The organism is Streptomyces sp. NPDC059668 (assembly GCF_042734135.1).
Lineage (GTDB): Bacteria > Actinomycetota > Actinomycetes > Streptomycetales > Streptomycetaceae > Streptomyces.
In genome coordinates, this window is record NZ_JBHWEL010000063.1 from 1 (window position 1) to 16404 (window position 16404).

A 16404-nucleotide genomic window follows, 5' to 3' on the forward strand; every position below is an offset into this window, starting at 1 on the left:
GCCCACTGGTGCACCAGTGGGCCGGGTCCCCCGCCCGTACCGGGCCCCGAGCCTCACGAGGCGCCGCGCGGGAACGTCCCGGCGCCTCGCGGGCCTTCGGCCGGGGGGCACCGTCTCATCGTCCGTCCGCACGGGCTTCGACGCGTCCCGGGCCGCCGGCATCGAGCGGGCGGCACGGGACCGGACGGGACGGGACGGATCAACGACGTTCGCGAGCCGCTGCCTTCGGCAGGCCGGGCGCTACCGGTGGCTGCCGGATCAATCCGTACGCCGCGTACGGGCCGGCCGGACGACGAGGATCCGATACCGCTCGTCGTGCGCTCACTCGCGGAGCCCGGGTTCGATGTACTCGAAGGTCGGGCCGGCTGTCGTGTCGTCCCCGTCAGGCGTCCGCATCAGGCTCTGCGCCTGTGCCTTGAGCGCGTACATCGTGCCGGTCGCGGCGCCCAGCGAGCTCGGGCTGCCGTTGAACGCCTGGTCCAGTTGGTGGAGCAGCACGCAGTACGTCTTGTTGAACTGCTCCTGGGCAGCTCGGACGGGACTGCCCACGGGGTGATCCGCCATCCGCGGATTGGGGCGCATCGGGTGGACACCTTCGGGATCGACCACGACCGCGTCGCCCGTGGGCCCGGACCGCGGTGTGTCACCCCGCTGGTATCGCCGGCCCGACTTGAGTTCCTGGAACCGGTAGTAGTGGGCGACTTCGTCGCGCTCGGCATGGAAGACGTCGTGGTCGCCGTCCCAGACCTCGCCGCGGGACGCGCCCTCGCCCTGCTCGACGATTTCTTTCAGCGCCGCCAGGGCCGAGCCGAGATCGGTGACCGCGGTCATCTGCGCGCCCGTGTGCGCGAAGGGGCCTGCGGCGACCTGGCGGGCCGGATCGCCGCGGAAGACCGCCTGTTCGCCGAGTTCCGCGCACAAGTGGCGCAGTCCCTGCTCGATCGCGTCGTAGAACTGCCCGATCGTCTCGTACTCGTCGCCCTCGGCGGGAGCGCCGACTCGCGCGGGCCGTTCGAGGCGGAGGAACATCTCGAGCGCTTCCGGCCCGAAGGGAACCAGTGACATGACCAACGAGCGGTCGCCGTGCGGCAGGGGCCTGGGATGGCGGGGCAGCATGTGCGGCGCGTCCAGGCGGGGGCGGCCGCCGACCGCGTTGAGCAGGTTCGCCGCCAGTGCCAGGTGGACCATCTCCTCGACGAAGACACTGCTCACCACCTGAACGGCGTCAGGGTTCCTGGACGGGTCCAGCGAGTAGAGGGCGCAGAGGTAGGGCGGCAGTGTGGCGTGTTCCAGCTCGATCGCCCATTGCAGGTGCTCACGAAGGCTTTCGAGTGTCGTTATCGGTGCCGCTGAACGTGTCTCGGTGACGTCAGGCTGTTCGGGATGAGGCACAGGTCTTCTCACTTCGGCTGTTCAAGGGGGTAAGTGCACGGGTGACGACGGGAGTTCGGGTCGTTCACCCGGACAGCGGGGTGCCGTCCGGGCGGCTTCGGACCGTCCGGGCCGGCAGGGTGACTCGTAGGGTCGAGGGGTGCGGCGAGTCCGTCGGACGGAACGCTCGGCGTCGCCGGCCGCCACGATCTTCACGACATCTCTCCCGGTCTGCCGGGACACCCGTCACTGTCAGTTCCTCAGCTATGACAGGACCGCCGACGGATCTGTGACAGCCCCGTCGAGACCGACGGCGGTCCGTGCCTCCTGGGCGGCCGTGACCGCGGGCTTCGCCCGGCTCGCCTCGCTCCGGGCAGCGCCGACCCGGGTGAGCGCCGGGGACCGGATGAGACCACCCCCCTTACTCGGATATATTTTGTCCGTGACAGTATTTGCGCCGTGGCGGTCGTGAACGGGAGGACACCTATGGACGCCGGGGATGACGCAGGCTCGCTCGACCGGGCGACGAGGGATTTCGTCGCGGCCCGCCCTCAGCTCTTCGGGATCGCCTACCGCGTGCTCGGCAGCGCCATGGAGGCCGAGGACATCGTGCAGGAGGCGTGGCTGCGGTGGCAGAAGGCGGACCGCGCCGACATCCACGAACCCGCCGCGTTCCTGGCCACGGTCACCGCCCGGCTGGCGATCAACCTCGCCCAGTCCGCCAGGGTGCGGCGCGAGACGTACATCGGACCCTGGCTCCCCGAGCCGGTCGACACCAGCGTGGACCCGCAGCTGGGCGCCGAACGCGCGGAGGCCCTGGACATGGCCGTCCTCTTCCTCCTGGAGAAACTGAACCCGGTGGAACGGGCCGCGTACGTCCTGCGGGAAGCCTTCGACTACCCCTACGGACGGATCGCCGACATCCTGGAGACCAGCGCGGTCAACGCTCGTCAACTGGTCAGCCGCGCCCGCAAACACCTCGCGGCCGAGCGCAGGGACCCGGTCAGTCCCGCCCTGCACCGAAGGCTGCTGGAGGCCTTCCTCGCGGCGGCGCGGACGGGCAGTCTCTCGGCGCTGGAGGACGTGCTCAGTGCCGACGTGGTCAGCTACGCCGACGGCGGAGGCATCCGCGGGGCGTCCAGGATCCCGGTCGTCGGCCGTCTCCGTGTCTCCAAGTACCTCGCCGCCTTCGCCCCGCGGTTCTGGCCTCCGGCGGAGGTCCAGTGGGTCGAGGCCAACGGCAGCCCGGCCGTCCTCGTCTCGGCCGACGGGAAGCCGGTGGCCCTGCTCTCCTTCGACGTGTCGGAGCGCGGCATCGAACGCCTCATGTGGGTCATGAATCCCAGCAAGCTGATGCCCTACGTGGCGTCACTCGGCGAATGAGGTCCCCCGTCGGGCGACTGCTCACACGAGTGACCGAAGGAACCACGCCGTGTGCCCCGTTCGCAGGTGCACGGGACCGCCGTCCGCCGCCAACGGGCGGCCCCTGCCGGCGATCGCCCTGGTCCTCCACGCCTGCCGGCCGGGGCCCGGCACCTCGGACACCCTGGGTCACGCGGCGAGTACACCCGGTCAGTGAGTCATGAGCAGCAGCATGACGGCCGTTCCCAGGGCGGTCACCCCGTTCCAGAAGTGGTCGTTGAGCTCCCTGACGGTGAAGACGCCGCCGCTCCCGGACACGCGCCACGGGGGCATGCCGCGGGTCAGCAGCCTCAGCGCATGAGTGAGGAGACAGAGAGCCAGTACCGCGGTGACCGTGTCGGCCGCCTTCATCGACCCCACGGCTCGGTCTGTCTGATGCATCGTCAAAGGTTCTGCACCCAGAGCTTCGTGCGGCTCGGCCGCTCCGGGGCGGGTCATCCAGGCCATCGCGGCCATGCCGACCGCGTGCGGAAGCCGCTTCACGACCGCGGCCGGTCCGGACTTCCGGCGGCGGTCCACCGCGGTCAGCGGGTACCACAGCGCGGCGGCGACGAAGAAGGCCGTCGGCGCCGCTCCGGGCAGCACCCGGCCCAGGTTCCACCACGGCATCACCGCCATGGCCAGGGCCATGACGGCGTGCAGAAGACGGTCGACGCGGCTGCGCCACCCCGGACACCGTGGCAGGACTCCGTACCGCAGGGCGTGGACGGCTGACGCCGCGAACAGCGGTGTCAGCATGCAGTAGATGACATCGGAGGCACTCATGCCGTGCCGCGCCCTCCCACGAACGGACCGATTCCCTCGTGACGTGCGTGCGCACCGCCGCACGTGCGGGTGTCGCCGGCAGGGCGGGACGGCCGAGGCCGTCCCGCCGCCGAGCGGGCGCGGGGTCAGGCAGTGGGGCGCGGGGCGCGCAGATGGGCGCGCTGGGCGAGTTCTTCCTCGTCGACCAGTTCGAGCATGGGCCTGCCCGGCGCGCACAGCATGGTCACCACGAAGCGTGTGCGGGCGTCGGCCAGCGCGTTGCCGTCCTGGTAGTGGATGGCGTCGCCGCCCGGCTCCCAGAACGTACCGCCCGCCTCCACCACACGCTCGGGCTCACCTTCGAGCTCGAAGCGCACCGCGCCTTCGACGACGTACCCGAAAGCCGGTCCCGAGTGCCGGTGCGGAGGGGTTCCCGGGTCGCCGGGCTCCCATTCGACGTGGATCGTCATCGCCGAGGCACCTTCGGGCACGGTGATCGGCGACGCGTCCTGCAGCATCTTCGCCGCGCGCGTCCAGCTCGGCCCGTCCTCGCCGTTCCCGTGTCCGTGCCCGCCGTGCCCGTGGCCGTGATCGTGCGCTGAGTCCTTGTTCGACACTGGTTCGCACCTTCCGTAGATCATCCACAAAGCCACGGGTGGCACACCGTCCGCCGGACAAGAGGTCCCGCCTCCGGTCCCCGTGGCTGTTTCGTCGTGATGACCGGGTGCGCCGTGGATCTGTGACACGAGGCGGGGCCTGGCCGTACCCCGGGGCGGCGTGCTCGGCCGCGGGTGGCGCGGTGTCACGACGTGCCCGCTTCACTCGCCCTGGGTGAGCATCACGGGTGCGGTGTCACACGGACCGCCGCTGCCCTGTCCTTGTTGGTACAGACACTGCCGACCCGTGCGACGCGACCCCGGTCCGGATGGACCACGTCGACTTCTTCGCGCCGCGCGGGGCGCCTATCCGAGAGGACCCCATCATGAAGGTTGTAGTCATCGGCGGAACCGGACTCATCGGATCGAAGCTGGTGGGCAAGCTCGCCGAACACGGCCACGAGGCGGTGCCGGCCTCCCCCAGCAGCGGGGTGAACACGCTGACGGGTGAGGGCGTCACCGAAGTCCTGCGCGGAGCCCAGGTGGTGGTGGACGTCTCCAACTCCCCCTCGTTCGCGGACGACGACGTCATGGAGTTCTTCCGTACCTCCACCACGAACCTCCTGAAGGCCGAGAAGGAGACCGGCGTGACCCACCACGTCGCGCTGTCCGTGGTCGGCACCGAACGGCTCCAGGAGAGCGGCTACTTCCGCGCCAAGCAGGTACAGGAGGAGCTGATCAAGGAGTCCGGGATTCCCTACTCCATCGTTCACGCCACGCAGTTCTTCGAGTTCATGAAGGGCATCGCGGACTCGGGCACCCAGGGCGACACCGTGCATCTCGCCCCGGTCGGGATCCGGCCCGTCCACTCCGACGACGTCGCCGCCGTCGTGGGCGCCACCGCCGTCGGCACACCGGTCGGCGGCGTGGTCGAGGTGGCCGGTCCCGACACGTTCCAGCTGGACGAGCTGATCGGCAAGGGTCTCGCCGCCAGGAACGACCCCCGTACGGTCGTCGCGGACCCCAAGGCCCCTTACTTCGGTGCCCGGTTGCAGGAGACCACCCTGCTCCCCGGCCCCGACGTCCGCGTCGGCGCGGTGCGTTTCGCCGACTGGGTCGCCCAGCAGCGGTAGTCCCGCCCCTGAGCGGTTCCGCCGCCAGGGCCTGTCCCCTGCGAGGGCCGCCTCCGCGCCGCACGGCGGGCGTGGAGGCGGCCCTCGCCTCCGGGGCGACCGGCCGGCTCGCCGCACGGGCGGGCCGCATCCGCCACGGCAGCGGCGCACGCCCGCGCCCGGGTCCGCGCCGGAGACCGGAAACGCCCCGCACCGAGGGCGTACGGGCAACGAGTGAACCGAGGAGAACACCGAATGACAGAAGAAAGCGTGTCGCACCCGCGCCCGATCGCCCCGATCGGACACGTGGAACCCGTACCGCGGCGCGTCCGTGGGCTGATCGGTGGCCGCACCGTCTTCGACACCCGGCGCGCGCTGTACGTCTGGGAATGGCTCGCCTATCCCCAGTTCAGCATCCCGGTCGAGGACATGGTCGAGGGAGTGCTGACGGACGACGGCCATGTCGAGGTGCTGGGCGCCGGGCCCGCCCGGCGCCACTCCCTGCGGACCGGGTCCGAGGTCCGCGAGGGCTCGGCGTGGGTCTGGGACGACGCCGCTCCGGAACGTCTGCGCGGCACCGTCCGTTTCGAATGGAAGGCGCTGGACTCCTGGTTCGAGGAGGACGAGCCGGTCTTCGTCCACCCGAGGAGCCCCTACTCCCGGGTGGACGCCCTGCGTTCGTCCAGCACGGTCCGCGTGGAGCTGGACGGCGTCGTGCTGGCGGACGCGCCGAACTGTGTGAAGCTGTTCGAGACCGGCCTGCCGACCCGGTACTACCTCGACCGCGAGCACGTCGACTGGACCCTGCTGCGCCGCTCCGACACGGTGACCCACTGCCCGTACAAGGGCACCACCAGCAGCTACTGGTCGTTCGACAGCGACGTCGCCACCCACGACGACATCGCCTGGATGTACGACTTCCCGACGATCCAGGCCAACCGCGTCGCGGGCATGACGGCGTTCTACAACGAACACGTGGACCTGTACGTCGACGACACACTGCTGCCGCGGCCCACCGGGTTGTAGAACTCGACCGGTTGCCGCCGGGCCCGCTGGGCGGGCCCGGCGGACGGGCCCTGATTCCCGGTGGCGGTCACGACGCACCGCATGCGCGCTGTCGGCGCGGCGCCCCTGTCACAGATCCCCGGCATGCTCGGTCATTCCGGGCAGACACTCACAGGGCTGAACGCGCGACCACGCCCAGGACGGTGGTGCGCGCCCTGTGACGTGGTGGACCTACGGAAGGGCGGGACACGGTGTCCGACAGGGATTCAGCACATACTCGCGAGAACGGCATTTCCACGGGGACGACGGCGCGGCAGCAAGGCGGCCAGGCCCCTGCCGGACACGGCGCGACGGCCCGGCCCGGGGGTGAGGAACCGACGGCCCCGCACGGTGACCTCCCCGTACCCGAACACGGCCTCCTCCTCACGTACTTCCTGACCGTGAGCGACGTCGCGGTCTCGCGACGCTTCTACGCCGACGTGTTCGGCGGTGAGGTCGTGATGGCGGAGAACCCGGCGATCGTCAAGGTGGCGAACAGCTGGATCATCATGAACCCCGGCGGCGGACCCACCCCGGACAAGCCGGGCGTCACACTGGAAGTTCCGGCCGACAGCGACCGGGTGTCCAGCTTCCTGAACGTGCGCGTGGCCGACATGGCGGCCTTCCACGCGCACGCCGTCGCGAAGGGGGCGCGCTTCCTGACCGAGCCTCTCGACCGGGCATCGGAGATCCGCTGCTATCTGCGCGACCCGGACGGCCATCTCATCGAGGTGGGCCAGTCCACGGGTCTGCTCAGCGGAATCCTGGCCGCCCTGCCCGCGGAGTCCTGACCACGGCTTCCTCCCACACCTCGCCGCCGACGCCGCCGAGCACCGAGAAGGTGGCCGATCGGCCACCCGAACCCCGAGGCGTGTCGCGAAAGTCCCGCCTGCCTCGCGGCGCCCGGCACGCCCACCGCTCGGACAGGGGGACTCGCGCGGCAGGTCCTAATGCCGGACGCGGACGACGAGTTTGCCGGTGGCGCGGTCGTGCTCCATGTCGTCGTGGGCCCGCGGCACCTGCTCCAGGCCGTCGTAGACGCGGTCCACGGGGAAGGCCAGCCGGCCGGCCGCGACCGCGTCGAGGATTTCCTGGAAGGCCTCCCGGGGCAGGTCGGCGGCGTCGCCGAAGTAGCCCGCCAGCCGCACCCCCTTCGGCAGGTACTCGTTCGGGGAGAAGTCCCGCACCGTCCACTGGTTGGAGAGGCTGCCGCCGAAGCAGGCCGTGCCGTGCACGCGTACCGCGCGCAGGGTGTCGGGCAGGGTCGGGGTGCCGACGAGATCGAGGGCGGCGTCGACTCCGTGCGGGTACAGCTCGCGCACGGCGGCCGCGACCTCACCGGTGTCGAGCAGCGGGTGGTCGACACCGCGCCGCTTCAGCAGGTCCAGGCGGTCCGGCCGCCGGGTGGTGGCGAGCACCGTGGCGCCACGCCAGGTGGCCAGCGCGGCGGCCGCCAGGCCCACCGAGGAGGTGCCGCCGCGGATCAGCACGGACTGGCCGGGTTTCAGGTCGAGACCGACGGTGAGCGAGCCGTGGGCGGTCTGCACCATCTCCGGCAGGGCGCCCAGCAACTCCCAGGGCAGGTCGGTGTCGACGGGGATGACCTGGGACAGCGGCACGGACGTGTACTCGGCATAGCCGCCGTCGTAGGTGCGTCCCATGTCCCCCATCATCGCGACGACCTTCTGTCCCACGGCCAGCATGCTGCCGTCCGGAGCCGCGTCGACGGTGCCGGCGGCCTCGATGCCCGGCACCCGGGGGAAGCCGACGCCCACACTCAGGCCCAGTCGAAGCTTCAGCTCCGAGCGGTTGAGGCCGAACGCCTCGACGCGGATGCGTACCCAGCCGTCCCGCCTGGGCGGGAGCGGGAGGGTGGTCAGCCGCAGATTGTCCACAGGGCCGGGGGCGGAGAGCTGGACAGCGCGCATGGTGGTCGGCGAGGACGTCACGGGCCTGCCTTCTTCCCTGGGGAGGAGAGTCGGTCGGCGGTCCTCAACACGCTGTCGCCGCGGTTTCATTCCCGACTCGCCCTGGCCACTCGCCTGTTGGGGCGCGGCCGTCCGCGCCGCGGACCGTCCGGCGATCGGGTCAGCGGGCCGCGTGGAACGTGCGCCGGTAGGCCTGCGGCGAGACACCGATCGCCGCGTGCAGGTGCTGGCGCAGGGAGGTGCCGGTCGCGAAGCCGACCTCGCCGGCGATCTGGTCGACCGAGAGCTCGCTGCACTCCAGCAGGTGGCGGGCGCGGGTGACGCGCTGCTGGATGAGCCAGCGGCCGGGGCTCAGGCCCACCTCGTCGTGGAAACGCCGGGCGAAGGTGCGCAGGCTCATCCGGGCGTGGCCGGCGAGGTCGGCCAGCGTCAGCGGGTCACCCAGACGGGCCAGCGCCCACACCCGGGTCGCGGCGGTACTGGTCGCCACGGGGTCGGGAACGGGCTGCTCGATGTACTGGGCCTGGCCGCCGTCGCGCCAGGGCGGCACCACACAGCGCCGGGCCACACTGTTCGCCAGCTCGCTGCCGTGGTCCTTGCGCAGGATGTGCAGGCAGATGTCGACTCCGGAGGCGGCACCGGCGGAGGTGAGGATCGTGCCGTCGTCCACGAAGAGGACGTCCGGATCCAGGTCCACCCCGGGGTACGCGCGGCGGAACTCGTCGGCGAGCTGCCAGTGCGTGGTCGCCCGCCGCCCCTCCAGGAGACCGGCCGCCGCCAGCACGAACGCGCCGGTGCAGATGGAGACGAGACGGGTGCCCGGCCGGATGAGCGCGAGTGCCGCGGCGACCTCGGCGGGGAGCTCCTCGGTGACGATCGCGGGCGTGATGGCCGGGATCACCACCGTGTCGGCCGTGCGCAGGACCTCGGGACCGTGCTCCACGGTGATCGAGAAGTCCGCGTTGCTGCGCACCGGGCCGCCGTCGACGGTGCAGGTCAGCACCTCGTACCGGCCGTCCGCCGCGCCGAGGATCCGGCTGGGGATGCCGAGCTCGAAGGGGTAGACGCCGTCGAGCGCCAGGACGACCACTCTCTCCACATGCCGCATGGCACGATCCTATCGGAGATTGGCAATCGTGCCATTTCACGGAGCGCTCCGCCCCGGCAGGCTGGGTGTCATGACTACTAAGAACACGATGCGCGCGATCAGTCAGGACGTTCTCGGCGGACCCGAGGTCCTCAAGGTGGTGGAGAAGGAGCGCCCGGTTCCCGGACCCAGCGAGGTGCTGGTGCGGGTGCGGGCGGCCGGGGTCAACCCGACCGACTGGAAGCACCGCGCGACCGGCCTGTTCCTGGGCCAACCGCCCTTCGTCCTCGGCTGGGACGTCTCCGGCGTGGTGGAGGCCGTCGGGATCGGCGTCACCGTCCACGCGCCGGGCGACGAGGTCTTCGGCATGCTGCCCTACCCCTTCGGGCACGGCTCGCACGCCGAGTACGTGACCGCTCCCGCGCGTTCCTTCGCGCGCAAGCCGGCCGGCATCGACCACACGGAGGCCGGCGCCCTCCCGCTGGTCTCGCTCACCGCCTGGCAGGCACTCGTCGACACGGCCGACGTTCGGCCCGGTCAGCGTGTGCTGATCCACGCGGCCGCCGGCGGAGTCGGGCACGTGGCCGTGCAGATCGCCAAGGCACGGGGCGCGTACGTGATCGGCACCGCGAGCGCCGGCAAGCACGAGTTCCTGCGCAAGCTGGGCGCGGACGAGCTGATCGACTACCGCGAGACCGACTTCACCGAGGCCGTGCGGGACGTCGACGTGGTTCTCGACACGATCGGCGACGACAACACCTTCCAGTCCCTGCGCGTGCTGCGGAAGGGCGGGATCGTGGTGTCGATCCTGCCGGTGGGCCCGGAGGAGCTGTACGAGGAGGCCGCCCGGCTGGGCGTGCGGGCGGCGCGGATGCTGGTGGAGGCCGACCAGGCGGGCATGCGGGCGATCGCGGATCTCGTCGACAAGGGCCTGCTGCGCCCGACGGTCACGGGCGCGTTCCCCCTGGCCGACGCCGCCGAGGCGCACAGGCTCGGGGACACCGGCCGGACCGTGGGCAAGCTGGTGCTGCTGGCCGACTGACGCGCAGCACGGGGCACGGGCGCGATCACCTCGCCCGTGCCCCGCCGCGCGTTCCCTCCGCACCGGCCGGCCCTCCACGCCCCGGCGTCCGGACCGAGCAGGCGACTCGAGGAGTCCTCGCCTAAATCGAAGACATATGTCAATCGAACATGCTGAAATTCACTCCAACGAGGGTAACTTGCAGAGCGGGGGCCGGAGTTGTGGGCCTTCCCCCTTCATCAGGAGCGGTTCAGCAGCCGGTTGGAGACGATGTCGTCGTGACCCACGACCCCGCGCCGCCGCACCGGCATCTGCGCGTCCACCGGGACCGGGGCAACACCGTGCTGGAGCTCCACGGCGAGATCGACATCCTCACCGCCCTGGAGATCACCCCGTACCTGGACTCGGCCACCGGCCGACCGGAGCCACAGGTCGTGATCGACCTGCGACCCGTCGAGTTCTTCGACTGCTCGGGGCTGCGCCTGCTGTACCGGGCGAGGAGCCGGGTCCTCGCCCGGGGCGGACGGCTGCACCTGGTCTGCGACCGTCCACTGACCCTGCGCATGCTGAGGGTGACCGGCCTGGACCGACTCCTGCCGCCCTCCGCGTCACTCGACGAGGCCCTGACACAGCCGGAGACGGCGTCCGGCACCTTGTGACCGGAGACCTTTCGAGAAGGTATGACGTGCTTCATACCTCACTTCCGCCCAAGCCCGGAAGCGGCTAGGTACTATCAAAGTCGCACCTAGGGCGGAAGGCTCTGTTCCGGATCGCATCACCAGGCTGCGCGTCACCACTCCGCGGAGCCGGCCCGGGCGGCGGCCCGGCCCCCCGGCCACCCCCATCGGTCCACTCGGGCCGCCGGACATCACGGCACCCCCAGGACTGATGGCGGAACGACACCGAAGGACCTTTCCATGCCGATCACCTGCACGGTCGTCCCCTCTGCCCGACTGCGCCGCATCCGCCTCCCCGGCACCGTGTCCGCCCTGCGGGCCGCCTCCGTCACGGCAAGGAGTGACCGACCCGTGCCGCAGGTCCCCCGCGGCTGCCCGCACACCCCGGCCGCCGCCCTCAACTCGCCCGGTACGGAAGAGGAGTAGCGACCACGACCGCCGCGCACGACCGGGACGGCACTTCACCCACGGGCGGCGCCCCGACGCGGCGCGCCGCCCGCCTCCCCTACGGTCGTACGACGACGGAGATCCAGCCGGAAGCGGGCCGTTCGGCCGCCGCGGACGGACGCGTTCGCACGAGTTCCGGAAGCGGGCGCGGGAACGACGGGGGACTCCGCACTGCCGGGCCGGTGACGCCCCGACTACAATGTGACGGAGATCACCGACATGTACGACATGCACCCATGTCGACATCCGCGAACTCCGGCACGACCCGTCCCCGCCCCGTTCGACGGCGACCCGTCGGCGATCTCCGCCGAGGCGCGACGCGCGAGTCGGTGAGCCGGCCCCGAAAGTCCCGGGCACGCCCGATGCCATGGGCCGCCGACGGCGGAGGCAGGGGTCACCCCTTACGGCTTCCGTCTGCGGGGACTCGGCAGTCCATGCCGTTACGGAGGAGCTGATGATCATGGGATTTTCCGGTCGCACGGCCCTCGTCACCGGGGCCACCGCGGGTATCGGCCGCGCCGTGGCCGCACAACTGGCGCGCGAGGGCGCCGAGGTCATCGTCCACGGCCGCGACCCCGAACGCGGCGACGCCGTGGTCGGGGAGATCGAGGCGGCCGGCGGCACCGCACGGTTCGTCCAGGCCGACCTCGGCGACCCCGAGGGCGTCCTGCGGCTGGCCGAACAGGCGGGCGACGCCGACATACTGGTCAACAACGCGGGCGTCTACAAGTTCCACTCGACCGCCGAGATGACCACCGAACTGTTCGACCTCCAGATGAACCTCAACACCAAGGCGCCCTACCTGCTGGTACGGGAACTGGCCCCGCGGATGGCCGCACGCGGACACGGCTCCATCGTGAACATCAGCACCGTCGCCGCCAGCCTCACCACGAGCGGCAGCGGCATCTACGCCGCCTCCAAAGCCGCACTCGAACAGCTCACCCAGATCTGGGCCGCCGAGTACGCCCAGCAGGGCGTACGGGTCAACACCGTCGCCCCCGGTCCGATCCGCACCCCGGGCACAGCCGCGGACGAGACCATGCTGAAGGCCATCGCGGACGGCATGACCGCGATGGGCCGCGTCGGAGAGCCCGAAGAGGTCGCCGAAGCCGTCACCTTCCTCGCCTCCGACCGCGCCGGCTACATCACCGGCGCCGTCCTGGAGGTCGGCGGCGGCCGCCCCGCCCTCGCCTGAGACCCCCCGGCGTCCGAGCGCGACCACTCACCATCGGTCACACCCCTCGACCGCGGCACAGGACTCACGCGGGAGCAAATGTGCCCTATGGTACGATATTTGTCGTACCTCAGGAGAGGGAGGAGAGGGCATGCCGGACGCGGAGGGCCACCCGTCCCTCGAGGAGATGGAGATCGGGGCGCTGTTCGCCGCCCTCGCGGATCCCCACCGGCGCAAGGTCGTCGAAGAACTGTGCACCGAGAAGGACGGCGTCGAGCGGACGTGCGCGTCCTTCAGCCTCGACATCTCCAAGTCGACCTTGACTCATCACTTCCGCGTCCTGCGCGAAGCGGGCCTCCTCCGGCAGGTCAACTACGGCAACAGCCGTAAGGTGACGCTGCGCCGGGCGGAACTGGAAAGCCGTTTCCCCGGCCTGCTGGACCTCGTCGACACCCGGCAGGATCCCTCACTCGATCGGTAGCGATTGCGCGCGGTGCGTTCCGTCCCGCACGTTTCTCCGCCCCGCCACCCGCCCGTCTGCCCGCGCGACGGACGGCCACCGTTCCGTGCGGCGACGCCTGTCGGTCCGATCCTCGCCGGACCACGGCCTATTCGTTCTGGGGCGCGTCGAACAGGGCGCTGACGGACTCGCCGTTGTGGATGCGCCGTACGGCCTCCGCGAGAGCCGGGGCGATGGACAGGATGCTCAGCTTCTCCGTGTACTCCTCGCGCGGCACGGGCACGGTGTTGGTGCACACGATCTCCAGCACGTCCTCCTGCTCGCTGAGCCGCTTGAGCGCGCCCGCCGCGAACAGTCCGTGGGTGCAGGCGACCCGGATCGAGCGCGGCCCCAACTCCCGCAGCCTCTCCAGCAGTTCGAGTACGGTGCTGCCCTTGGCGATCTCGTCGTCGAGCACGATGACATCCCGTCCGGCGATCTCGCCGATGACGGAGCTGATGCTCACCCGGTCGTCCGCGAACCGCTGCTTGGCACCGGCCGCCACCTGGGCACCGATCAGCCGCGCGAAGGCCGCCGCCTCCTTGGCGTTGCCCAGGTCGGGCGAGACCACCGTCGTGCGGGACAGGTCGTGCCTGCGGAAGTGCGCGGCCAGCTCGCGCAGCGCGTGCAGATGGTCGACCGGCACCGAGAAGAACCCGTGGACCTGCGGGGAGTGCAGCGTCATCGCCAGCACACGGCTCGCCCCGGCCGCCACCAGCAGGTCGGCCACCAGCCGGCCGCCCATGGAGATCCGCGGCATGTCCTTCTTGTCGGAACGCGCGTACGAGTAGTGCGGCATGACCACCGTGATCCGCCCGGCGGACGCCCCCCTGGCCGCGTCGCACATCATCAGCAGCTCCACCAGGTGCTCCTGCACCGGGGTGACGAGCGGCTGCACGAGGAACACGTCCCGCTCACGGCAATTGGCCTGGAGCTGTACCTCCAGGCAGTCGTTGGCGAACCGGCTGACCCGGGTCGGGCTGAGGGGCACGCCGAGATGCGCGCAGACCTCTGCCGCCAGCTCGGGATGGGCACTACCGCTGAACACGGCGATGTCACGCACGACCGCTCCTCGCAAGATCGAACCGGGTGCGCCGCCGGCTGGCATGATCGACCCGGGATGCGTGCCTCATCGTACTGGCCCCCGGCGGGGTCCCCCACCGGGGGAAAACCGGTTGCGCACGGTCACCGGCCTTACGTCATCATGACCTCGCCCGCACCTCTCACCCTCGGGAGAACGACATGCGCCGATTCCTCGGAACGTCTCAGCCCCCCTGCCGGACGACCGCTCCCGAGGACACGACCACGCATGCACACCCTGAACATCGGCATTCTGGCCCACGTCGACGCGGGTAAGACCAGCCTCACCGAGCGGCTGCTGTTCGACGGCGGCGCCCTCGACCGGCTCGGCAGCGTCGACGCGGGCGACACCCGCACGGACGACGGTGAGATCGAGCGCCGGCGGGGCATCACCATCCGCTCGGCCGTCGCCGCCTTCACCGCCGGGGACGTCCAGATCAACCTGATCGACACCCCTGGGCACTCGGACTTCATCGCCGAGGTCGAGCGGGCCCTGGAGGTCCTGGACGGCGCCGTGCTGCTGCTCTCCGCCGTGGAGGGCGTCCAGGCGCAGACCCGGGTCCTCATGAGGACCCTGCGCAGGCTCCGGCTGCCCACGCTCGTCTTCGTCAACAAGATCGACCGGACGGGAGCGCGGGAGGAGTCGCTGCTCGACGAGATCCGGCGCCGCCTCACCCCGTACGTCGTCCCGCTCACCCGCGTACGTGACCTCGGCGGCCCCCACGCCCGTGTCGTCCCGCGTCCGCTGGACGAGACGTCGATCGGCACACTCGCGGAGGTGGACGCGGGAGTGCTCGCCGGGGTCGTGGACGGTCCCCCGCCCACCCCGGAGGTGCTGCACGCCGCCCTCGCGGCGCGCACCGCCGACGGCTCCCTCCATCCGGTCCTCTTCGGATCGGCCCTGGGCGGCCAGGGTGTTCCCGAGCTCGTCGAGGCACTGGTCCGGATGGTGCCACGGCCGGCCGCTCCCGACTCCGGGCAGCCCCGCGGCACGGTCTTCGCCGTACGTCCCGGGCCCGGCGGCGAGCGCACCGCGTATCTGCGCCTGTACGAAGGCCGGGTGACGGCTCGTCAGCGTCTCACGTTCGTGCGGCGCGAGGCCGACGGGCGCACCTGCCCGGTGCCCGGTCGCGCTCGTGAACTGGACGTCGTCGGCCGGCCCGGGGCGGCCGCCCTGACCGGGGGCGACATCGCCGCGCTCCGGGGCGTGAGCGGTGTCCGCGTCGGCGACCGGCTCGGTGACGTCACCGACCGTACGCCGCAGTTCGCCGCCCCGACGCTGGAGACGGTGGTCCGGGCCAAGCACCCGCACGAGGCGGCCCCGTTGCGCTCGGCGCTGCTCGACCTGGCCGACCAGGACCCGTTGCTGCGGGCCCGCCCCGCCCCGTCCGGCGCCACCTCACTGCTCCTCTACGGCGAGGTCCAGCTGGAGGTCCTCGTGGCCACGCTCGCCCAGGACTTCGGCATCGAGGCGGAGTTCGAACCGAGCCGGGTGCGGTTCCTGGAGCGGCCGGACGGCACCGGGGAGGCATGCGAGGAGATCCAGCGGCACGGTCACCTCGGGTTCTGGGCGACCGTGGGCCTGCGCATCGGACCGGGGCCGATCGGTTCGGGCGGTGTCTTCACGTACGAGACCGAGCTCGGCGCCCTTCCCCGCGCCTTCCATCAGGCCATCGAGGACACCGTCCTCTCGACCCTGCTCACCGGCACGCACGGCCGGCCGGTGACGGACTACCGGGTCACGCTGACCCGCTCCGGGTTCGTCGCGCCGCTGAGCACCGCCGCCGACTTCCGGGGCCTCACCCCGATCGTGCTGCGGCGTGCGCTGGAGCGGGCGGGGACGCGGCTGTACGAGCCCTGTCACACCTTCGAGGTGAAGGTCCCGCTCGACGCGCTGGCCGCCGTGACCGCCCGACTCGCCTCGCTGGGCGCGGAGTTCGGGGAGACCACCGGCGGGCACACCTCCTGGCTGGTCACCGGCGAGCTGCCGGCCCGGCGGGTGCGGGACATCGAGCTGCGGCTGCCGGGGCTCACCCACGGCGAGGGCGTGTGGTGGTCACGGCCGTCGGGCGACCGGCGCGTGTAGTCCGGCGGTCGCGCGGGGGGGGGGGGGTTTACAAACAAGCCCCGCGCGCCGCCCCCCCCCCCCGACCCGAGTGCCCAAGCCCCCTATAGGGAGCCCCAAAGGGGGGGGGATCCACC

Annotated in this window: 16 protein-coding genes; 10 read left to right on the top strand and 6 right to left on the bottom strand. The window is 71.4% G+C overall.

Annotated features, from left to right (window positions below):
- Positions 1 to 321: 321 nt before the first annotated feature.
- Entirely contained in the window at positions 322 to 1392 is a 1071-nt protein-coding gene (locus tag ACFV2J_RS32565) for a ferritin-like protein (protein WP_385095943.1), read from the bottom strand.
- Positions 1393 to 1857: 465 nt separating this feature from the next.
- Between ACFV2J_RS32565 and ACFV2J_RS32570 the strand changes: the two genes are divergently transcribed.
- Complete coding sequence (locus ACFV2J_RS32570) at positions 1858 to 2754, top strand: RNA polymerase sigma-70 factor (protein ID WP_385095941.1); 897 nt, start codon at positions 1858 to 1860, stop codon at positions 2752 to 2754.
- A 189-nt stretch (positions 2755 to 2943) separates the two neighbouring features.
- On the opposite strand, the gene ACFV2J_RS32575 is transcribed toward ACFV2J_RS32570, so the two are convergent.
- Both ACFV2J_RS32575 and ACFV2J_RS32580 read right to left on the bottom strand, forming a co-directional pair.
- Positions 2944 to 3558: a DUF5134 domain-containing protein gene (locus ACFV2J_RS32575; RefSeq protein ID WP_385095938.1), complete on the bottom strand. Its 615-nt coding sequence runs from the start codon at positions 3556 to 3558 to the stop codon at positions 2944 to 2946.
- 125 nt (positions 3559 to 3683) lie between these two features.
- The gene (locus ACFV2J_RS32580; protein ID WP_385095946.1) at positions 3684 to 4055 is read right to left on the bottom strand and encodes a cupin domain-containing protein; all 372 of its coding nucleotides are present in this window, start codon (positions 4053 to 4055) and stop codon (positions 3684 to 3686) included.
- A gap of 464 nt (positions 4056 to 4519) precedes the next feature.
- Here ACFV2J_RS32580 and ACFV2J_RS32585 point away from each other — a divergent pair, with 464 nt between their 5' ends.
- From ACFV2J_RS32585 to ACFV2J_RS32595, 3 genes are all read left to right on the top strand, one after another.
- Entirely contained in the window at positions 4520 to 5266 is a 747-nt protein-coding gene (locus tag ACFV2J_RS32585) for an SDR family oxidoreductase (protein WP_385095935.1), read from the top strand.
- 234 nt (positions 5267 to 5500) lie between these two features.
- Entirely contained in the window at positions 5501 to 6271 is a 771-nt protein-coding gene (locus ACFV2J_RS32590) for a DUF427 domain-containing protein (RefSeq protein ID WP_385094499.1), read from the top strand.
- 413 nt (positions 6272 to 6684) lie between these two features.
- Positions 6685 to 7080, top strand: a complete 396-nt coding sequence (locus ACFV2J_RS32595) for a VOC family protein (RefSeq protein WP_385094512.1) — start codon at positions 6685 to 6687, stop codon at positions 7078 to 7080.
- A gap of 156 nt (positions 7081 to 7236) precedes the next feature.
- Here the strand turns inward: ACFV2J_RS32595 and ACFV2J_RS32600 are convergent, their stop codons facing one another.
- The gene (locus ACFV2J_RS32600) at positions 7237 to 8217 is read right to left on the bottom strand and encodes a zinc-binding dehydrogenase (RefSeq protein ID WP_385094515.1); all 981 of its coding nucleotides are present in this window, start codon (positions 8215 to 8217) and stop codon (positions 7237 to 7239) included.
- A 160-nt stretch (positions 8218 to 8377) separates the two neighbouring features.
- Positions 8378 to 9325 (bottom strand): GlxA family transcriptional regulator, encoded by a 948-nt coding sequence (locus tag ACFV2J_RS32605; protein WP_385094502.1) that lies wholly within the window; start codon positions 9323 to 9325, stop codon positions 8378 to 8380.
- Positions 9326 to 9395: 70 nt separating this feature from the next.
- On the opposite strand from ACFV2J_RS32605, the gene ACFV2J_RS32610 reads away from it, so the two are divergent.
- The 5 genes from ACFV2J_RS32610 to ACFV2J_RS32630 all read left to right on the top strand — a co-directional run bounded on the left by ACFV2J_RS32610 (position 9396) and on the right by ACFV2J_RS32630 (position 13104).
- A complete protein-coding gene (locus tag ACFV2J_RS32610; protein ID WP_385094505.1) occupies positions 9396 to 10346 on the top strand; it encodes an NADP-dependent oxidoreductase in 951 nt (316 codons plus the stop codon).
- Between the two features lie 257 nt (positions 10347 to 10603).
- A complete protein-coding gene (locus ACFV2J_RS32615; RefSeq protein WP_385094507.1) occupies positions 10604 to 10984 on the top strand; it encodes an anti-sigma factor antagonist in 381 nt (126 codons plus the stop codon).
- Between the two features lie 258 nt (positions 10985 to 11242).
- Positions 11243 to 11428 (top strand): hypothetical protein, encoded by a 186-nt coding sequence (locus ACFV2J_RS32620; protein WP_385094510.1) that lies wholly within the window; start codon positions 11243 to 11245, stop codon positions 11426 to 11428.
- 481 nt (positions 11429 to 11909) lie between these two features.
- On the top strand, positions 11910 to 12644 hold the full coding sequence (locus tag ACFV2J_RS32625; RefSeq protein ID WP_385441998.1) for an SDR family NAD(P)-dependent oxidoreductase: 735 nt from the start codon (positions 11910 to 11912) through the stop codon (positions 12642 to 12644).
- Positions 12645 to 12774: 130 nt separating this feature from the next.
- Entirely contained in the window at positions 12775 to 13104 is a 330-nt protein-coding gene (locus ACFV2J_RS32630; protein WP_385083632.1) for an ArsR/SmtB family transcription factor, read from the top strand.
- Between the two features lie 127 nt (positions 13105 to 13231).
- Here the strand turns inward: ACFV2J_RS32630 and ACFV2J_RS32635 are convergent, their stop codons facing one another.
- Positions 13232 to 14185, bottom strand: a complete 954-nt coding sequence (locus ACFV2J_RS32635) for a ribose-phosphate diphosphokinase (protein ID WP_385083633.1) — start codon at positions 14183 to 14185, stop codon at positions 13232 to 13234.
- Positions 14186 to 14431: 246 nt separating this feature from the next.
- On the opposite strand from ACFV2J_RS32635, the gene otr(A) reads away from it, so the two are divergent.
- The gene (otr(A), locus tag ACFV2J_RS32640; protein WP_385083634.1) at positions 14432 to 16288 is read left to right on the top strand and encodes a tetracycline resistance ribosomal protection protein Otr(A); all 1857 of its coding nucleotides are present in this window, start codon (positions 14432 to 14434) and stop codon (positions 16286 to 16288) included.
- Positions 16289 to 16404 lie beyond the last annotated feature (116 nt).

Excerpts from the sequence above, each read along its gene's own strand:
- ACFV2J_RS32570 (WP_385095941.1), top strand. The coding sequence starts at position 1,858 with ATGGACGCCGGGGATGACGCAGGCTCGCTCGACCGGGCGACGAGGGAT.
- ACFV2J_RS32575 (WP_385095938.1), bottom strand. The coding sequence starts at position 3,558 with ATGAGTGCCTCCGATGTCATCTACTGCATGCTGACACCGCTGTTCGCG.
- ACFV2J_RS32580 (WP_385095946.1), bottom strand. The coding sequence starts at position 4,055 with ATGCTGCAGGACGCGTCGCCGATCACCGTGCCCGAAGGTGCCTCGGCG.
- ACFV2J_RS32585 (WP_385095935.1), top strand. The coding sequence starts at position 4,520 with ATGAAGGTTGTAGTCATCGGCGGAACCGGACTCATCGGATCGAAGCTG.
- ACFV2J_RS32590 (WP_385094499.1), top strand. The coding sequence starts at position 5,501 with ATGACAGAAGAAAGCGTGTCGCACCCGCGCCCGATCGCCCCGATCGGA.
- ACFV2J_RS32600 (WP_385094515.1), bottom strand. The coding sequence starts at position 8,217 with ATGCGCGCTGTCCAGCTCTCCGCCCCCGGCCCTGTGGACAATCTGCGG.
- ACFV2J_RS32605 (WP_385094502.1), bottom strand. The coding sequence starts at position 9,325 with ATGCGGCATGTGGAGAGAGTGGTCGTCCTGGCGCTCGACGGCGTCTAC.
- ACFV2J_RS32610 (WP_385094505.1), top strand. The coding sequence starts at position 9,396 with ATGACTACTAAGAACACGATGCGCGCGATCAGTCAGGACGTTCTCGGC.
- ACFV2J_RS32620 (WP_385094510.1), top strand. The coding sequence starts at position 11,243 with ATGCCGATCACCTGCACGGTCGTCCCCTCTGCCCGACTGCGCCGCATC.
- ACFV2J_RS32625 (WP_385441998.1), top strand. The coding sequence starts at position 11,910 with ATGGGATTTTCCGGTCGCACGGCCCTCGTCACCGGGGCCACCGCGGGT.
- ACFV2J_RS32630 (WP_385083632.1), top strand. The coding sequence starts at position 12,775 with ATGCCGGACGCGGAGGGCCACCCGTCCCTCGAGGAGATGGAGATCGGG.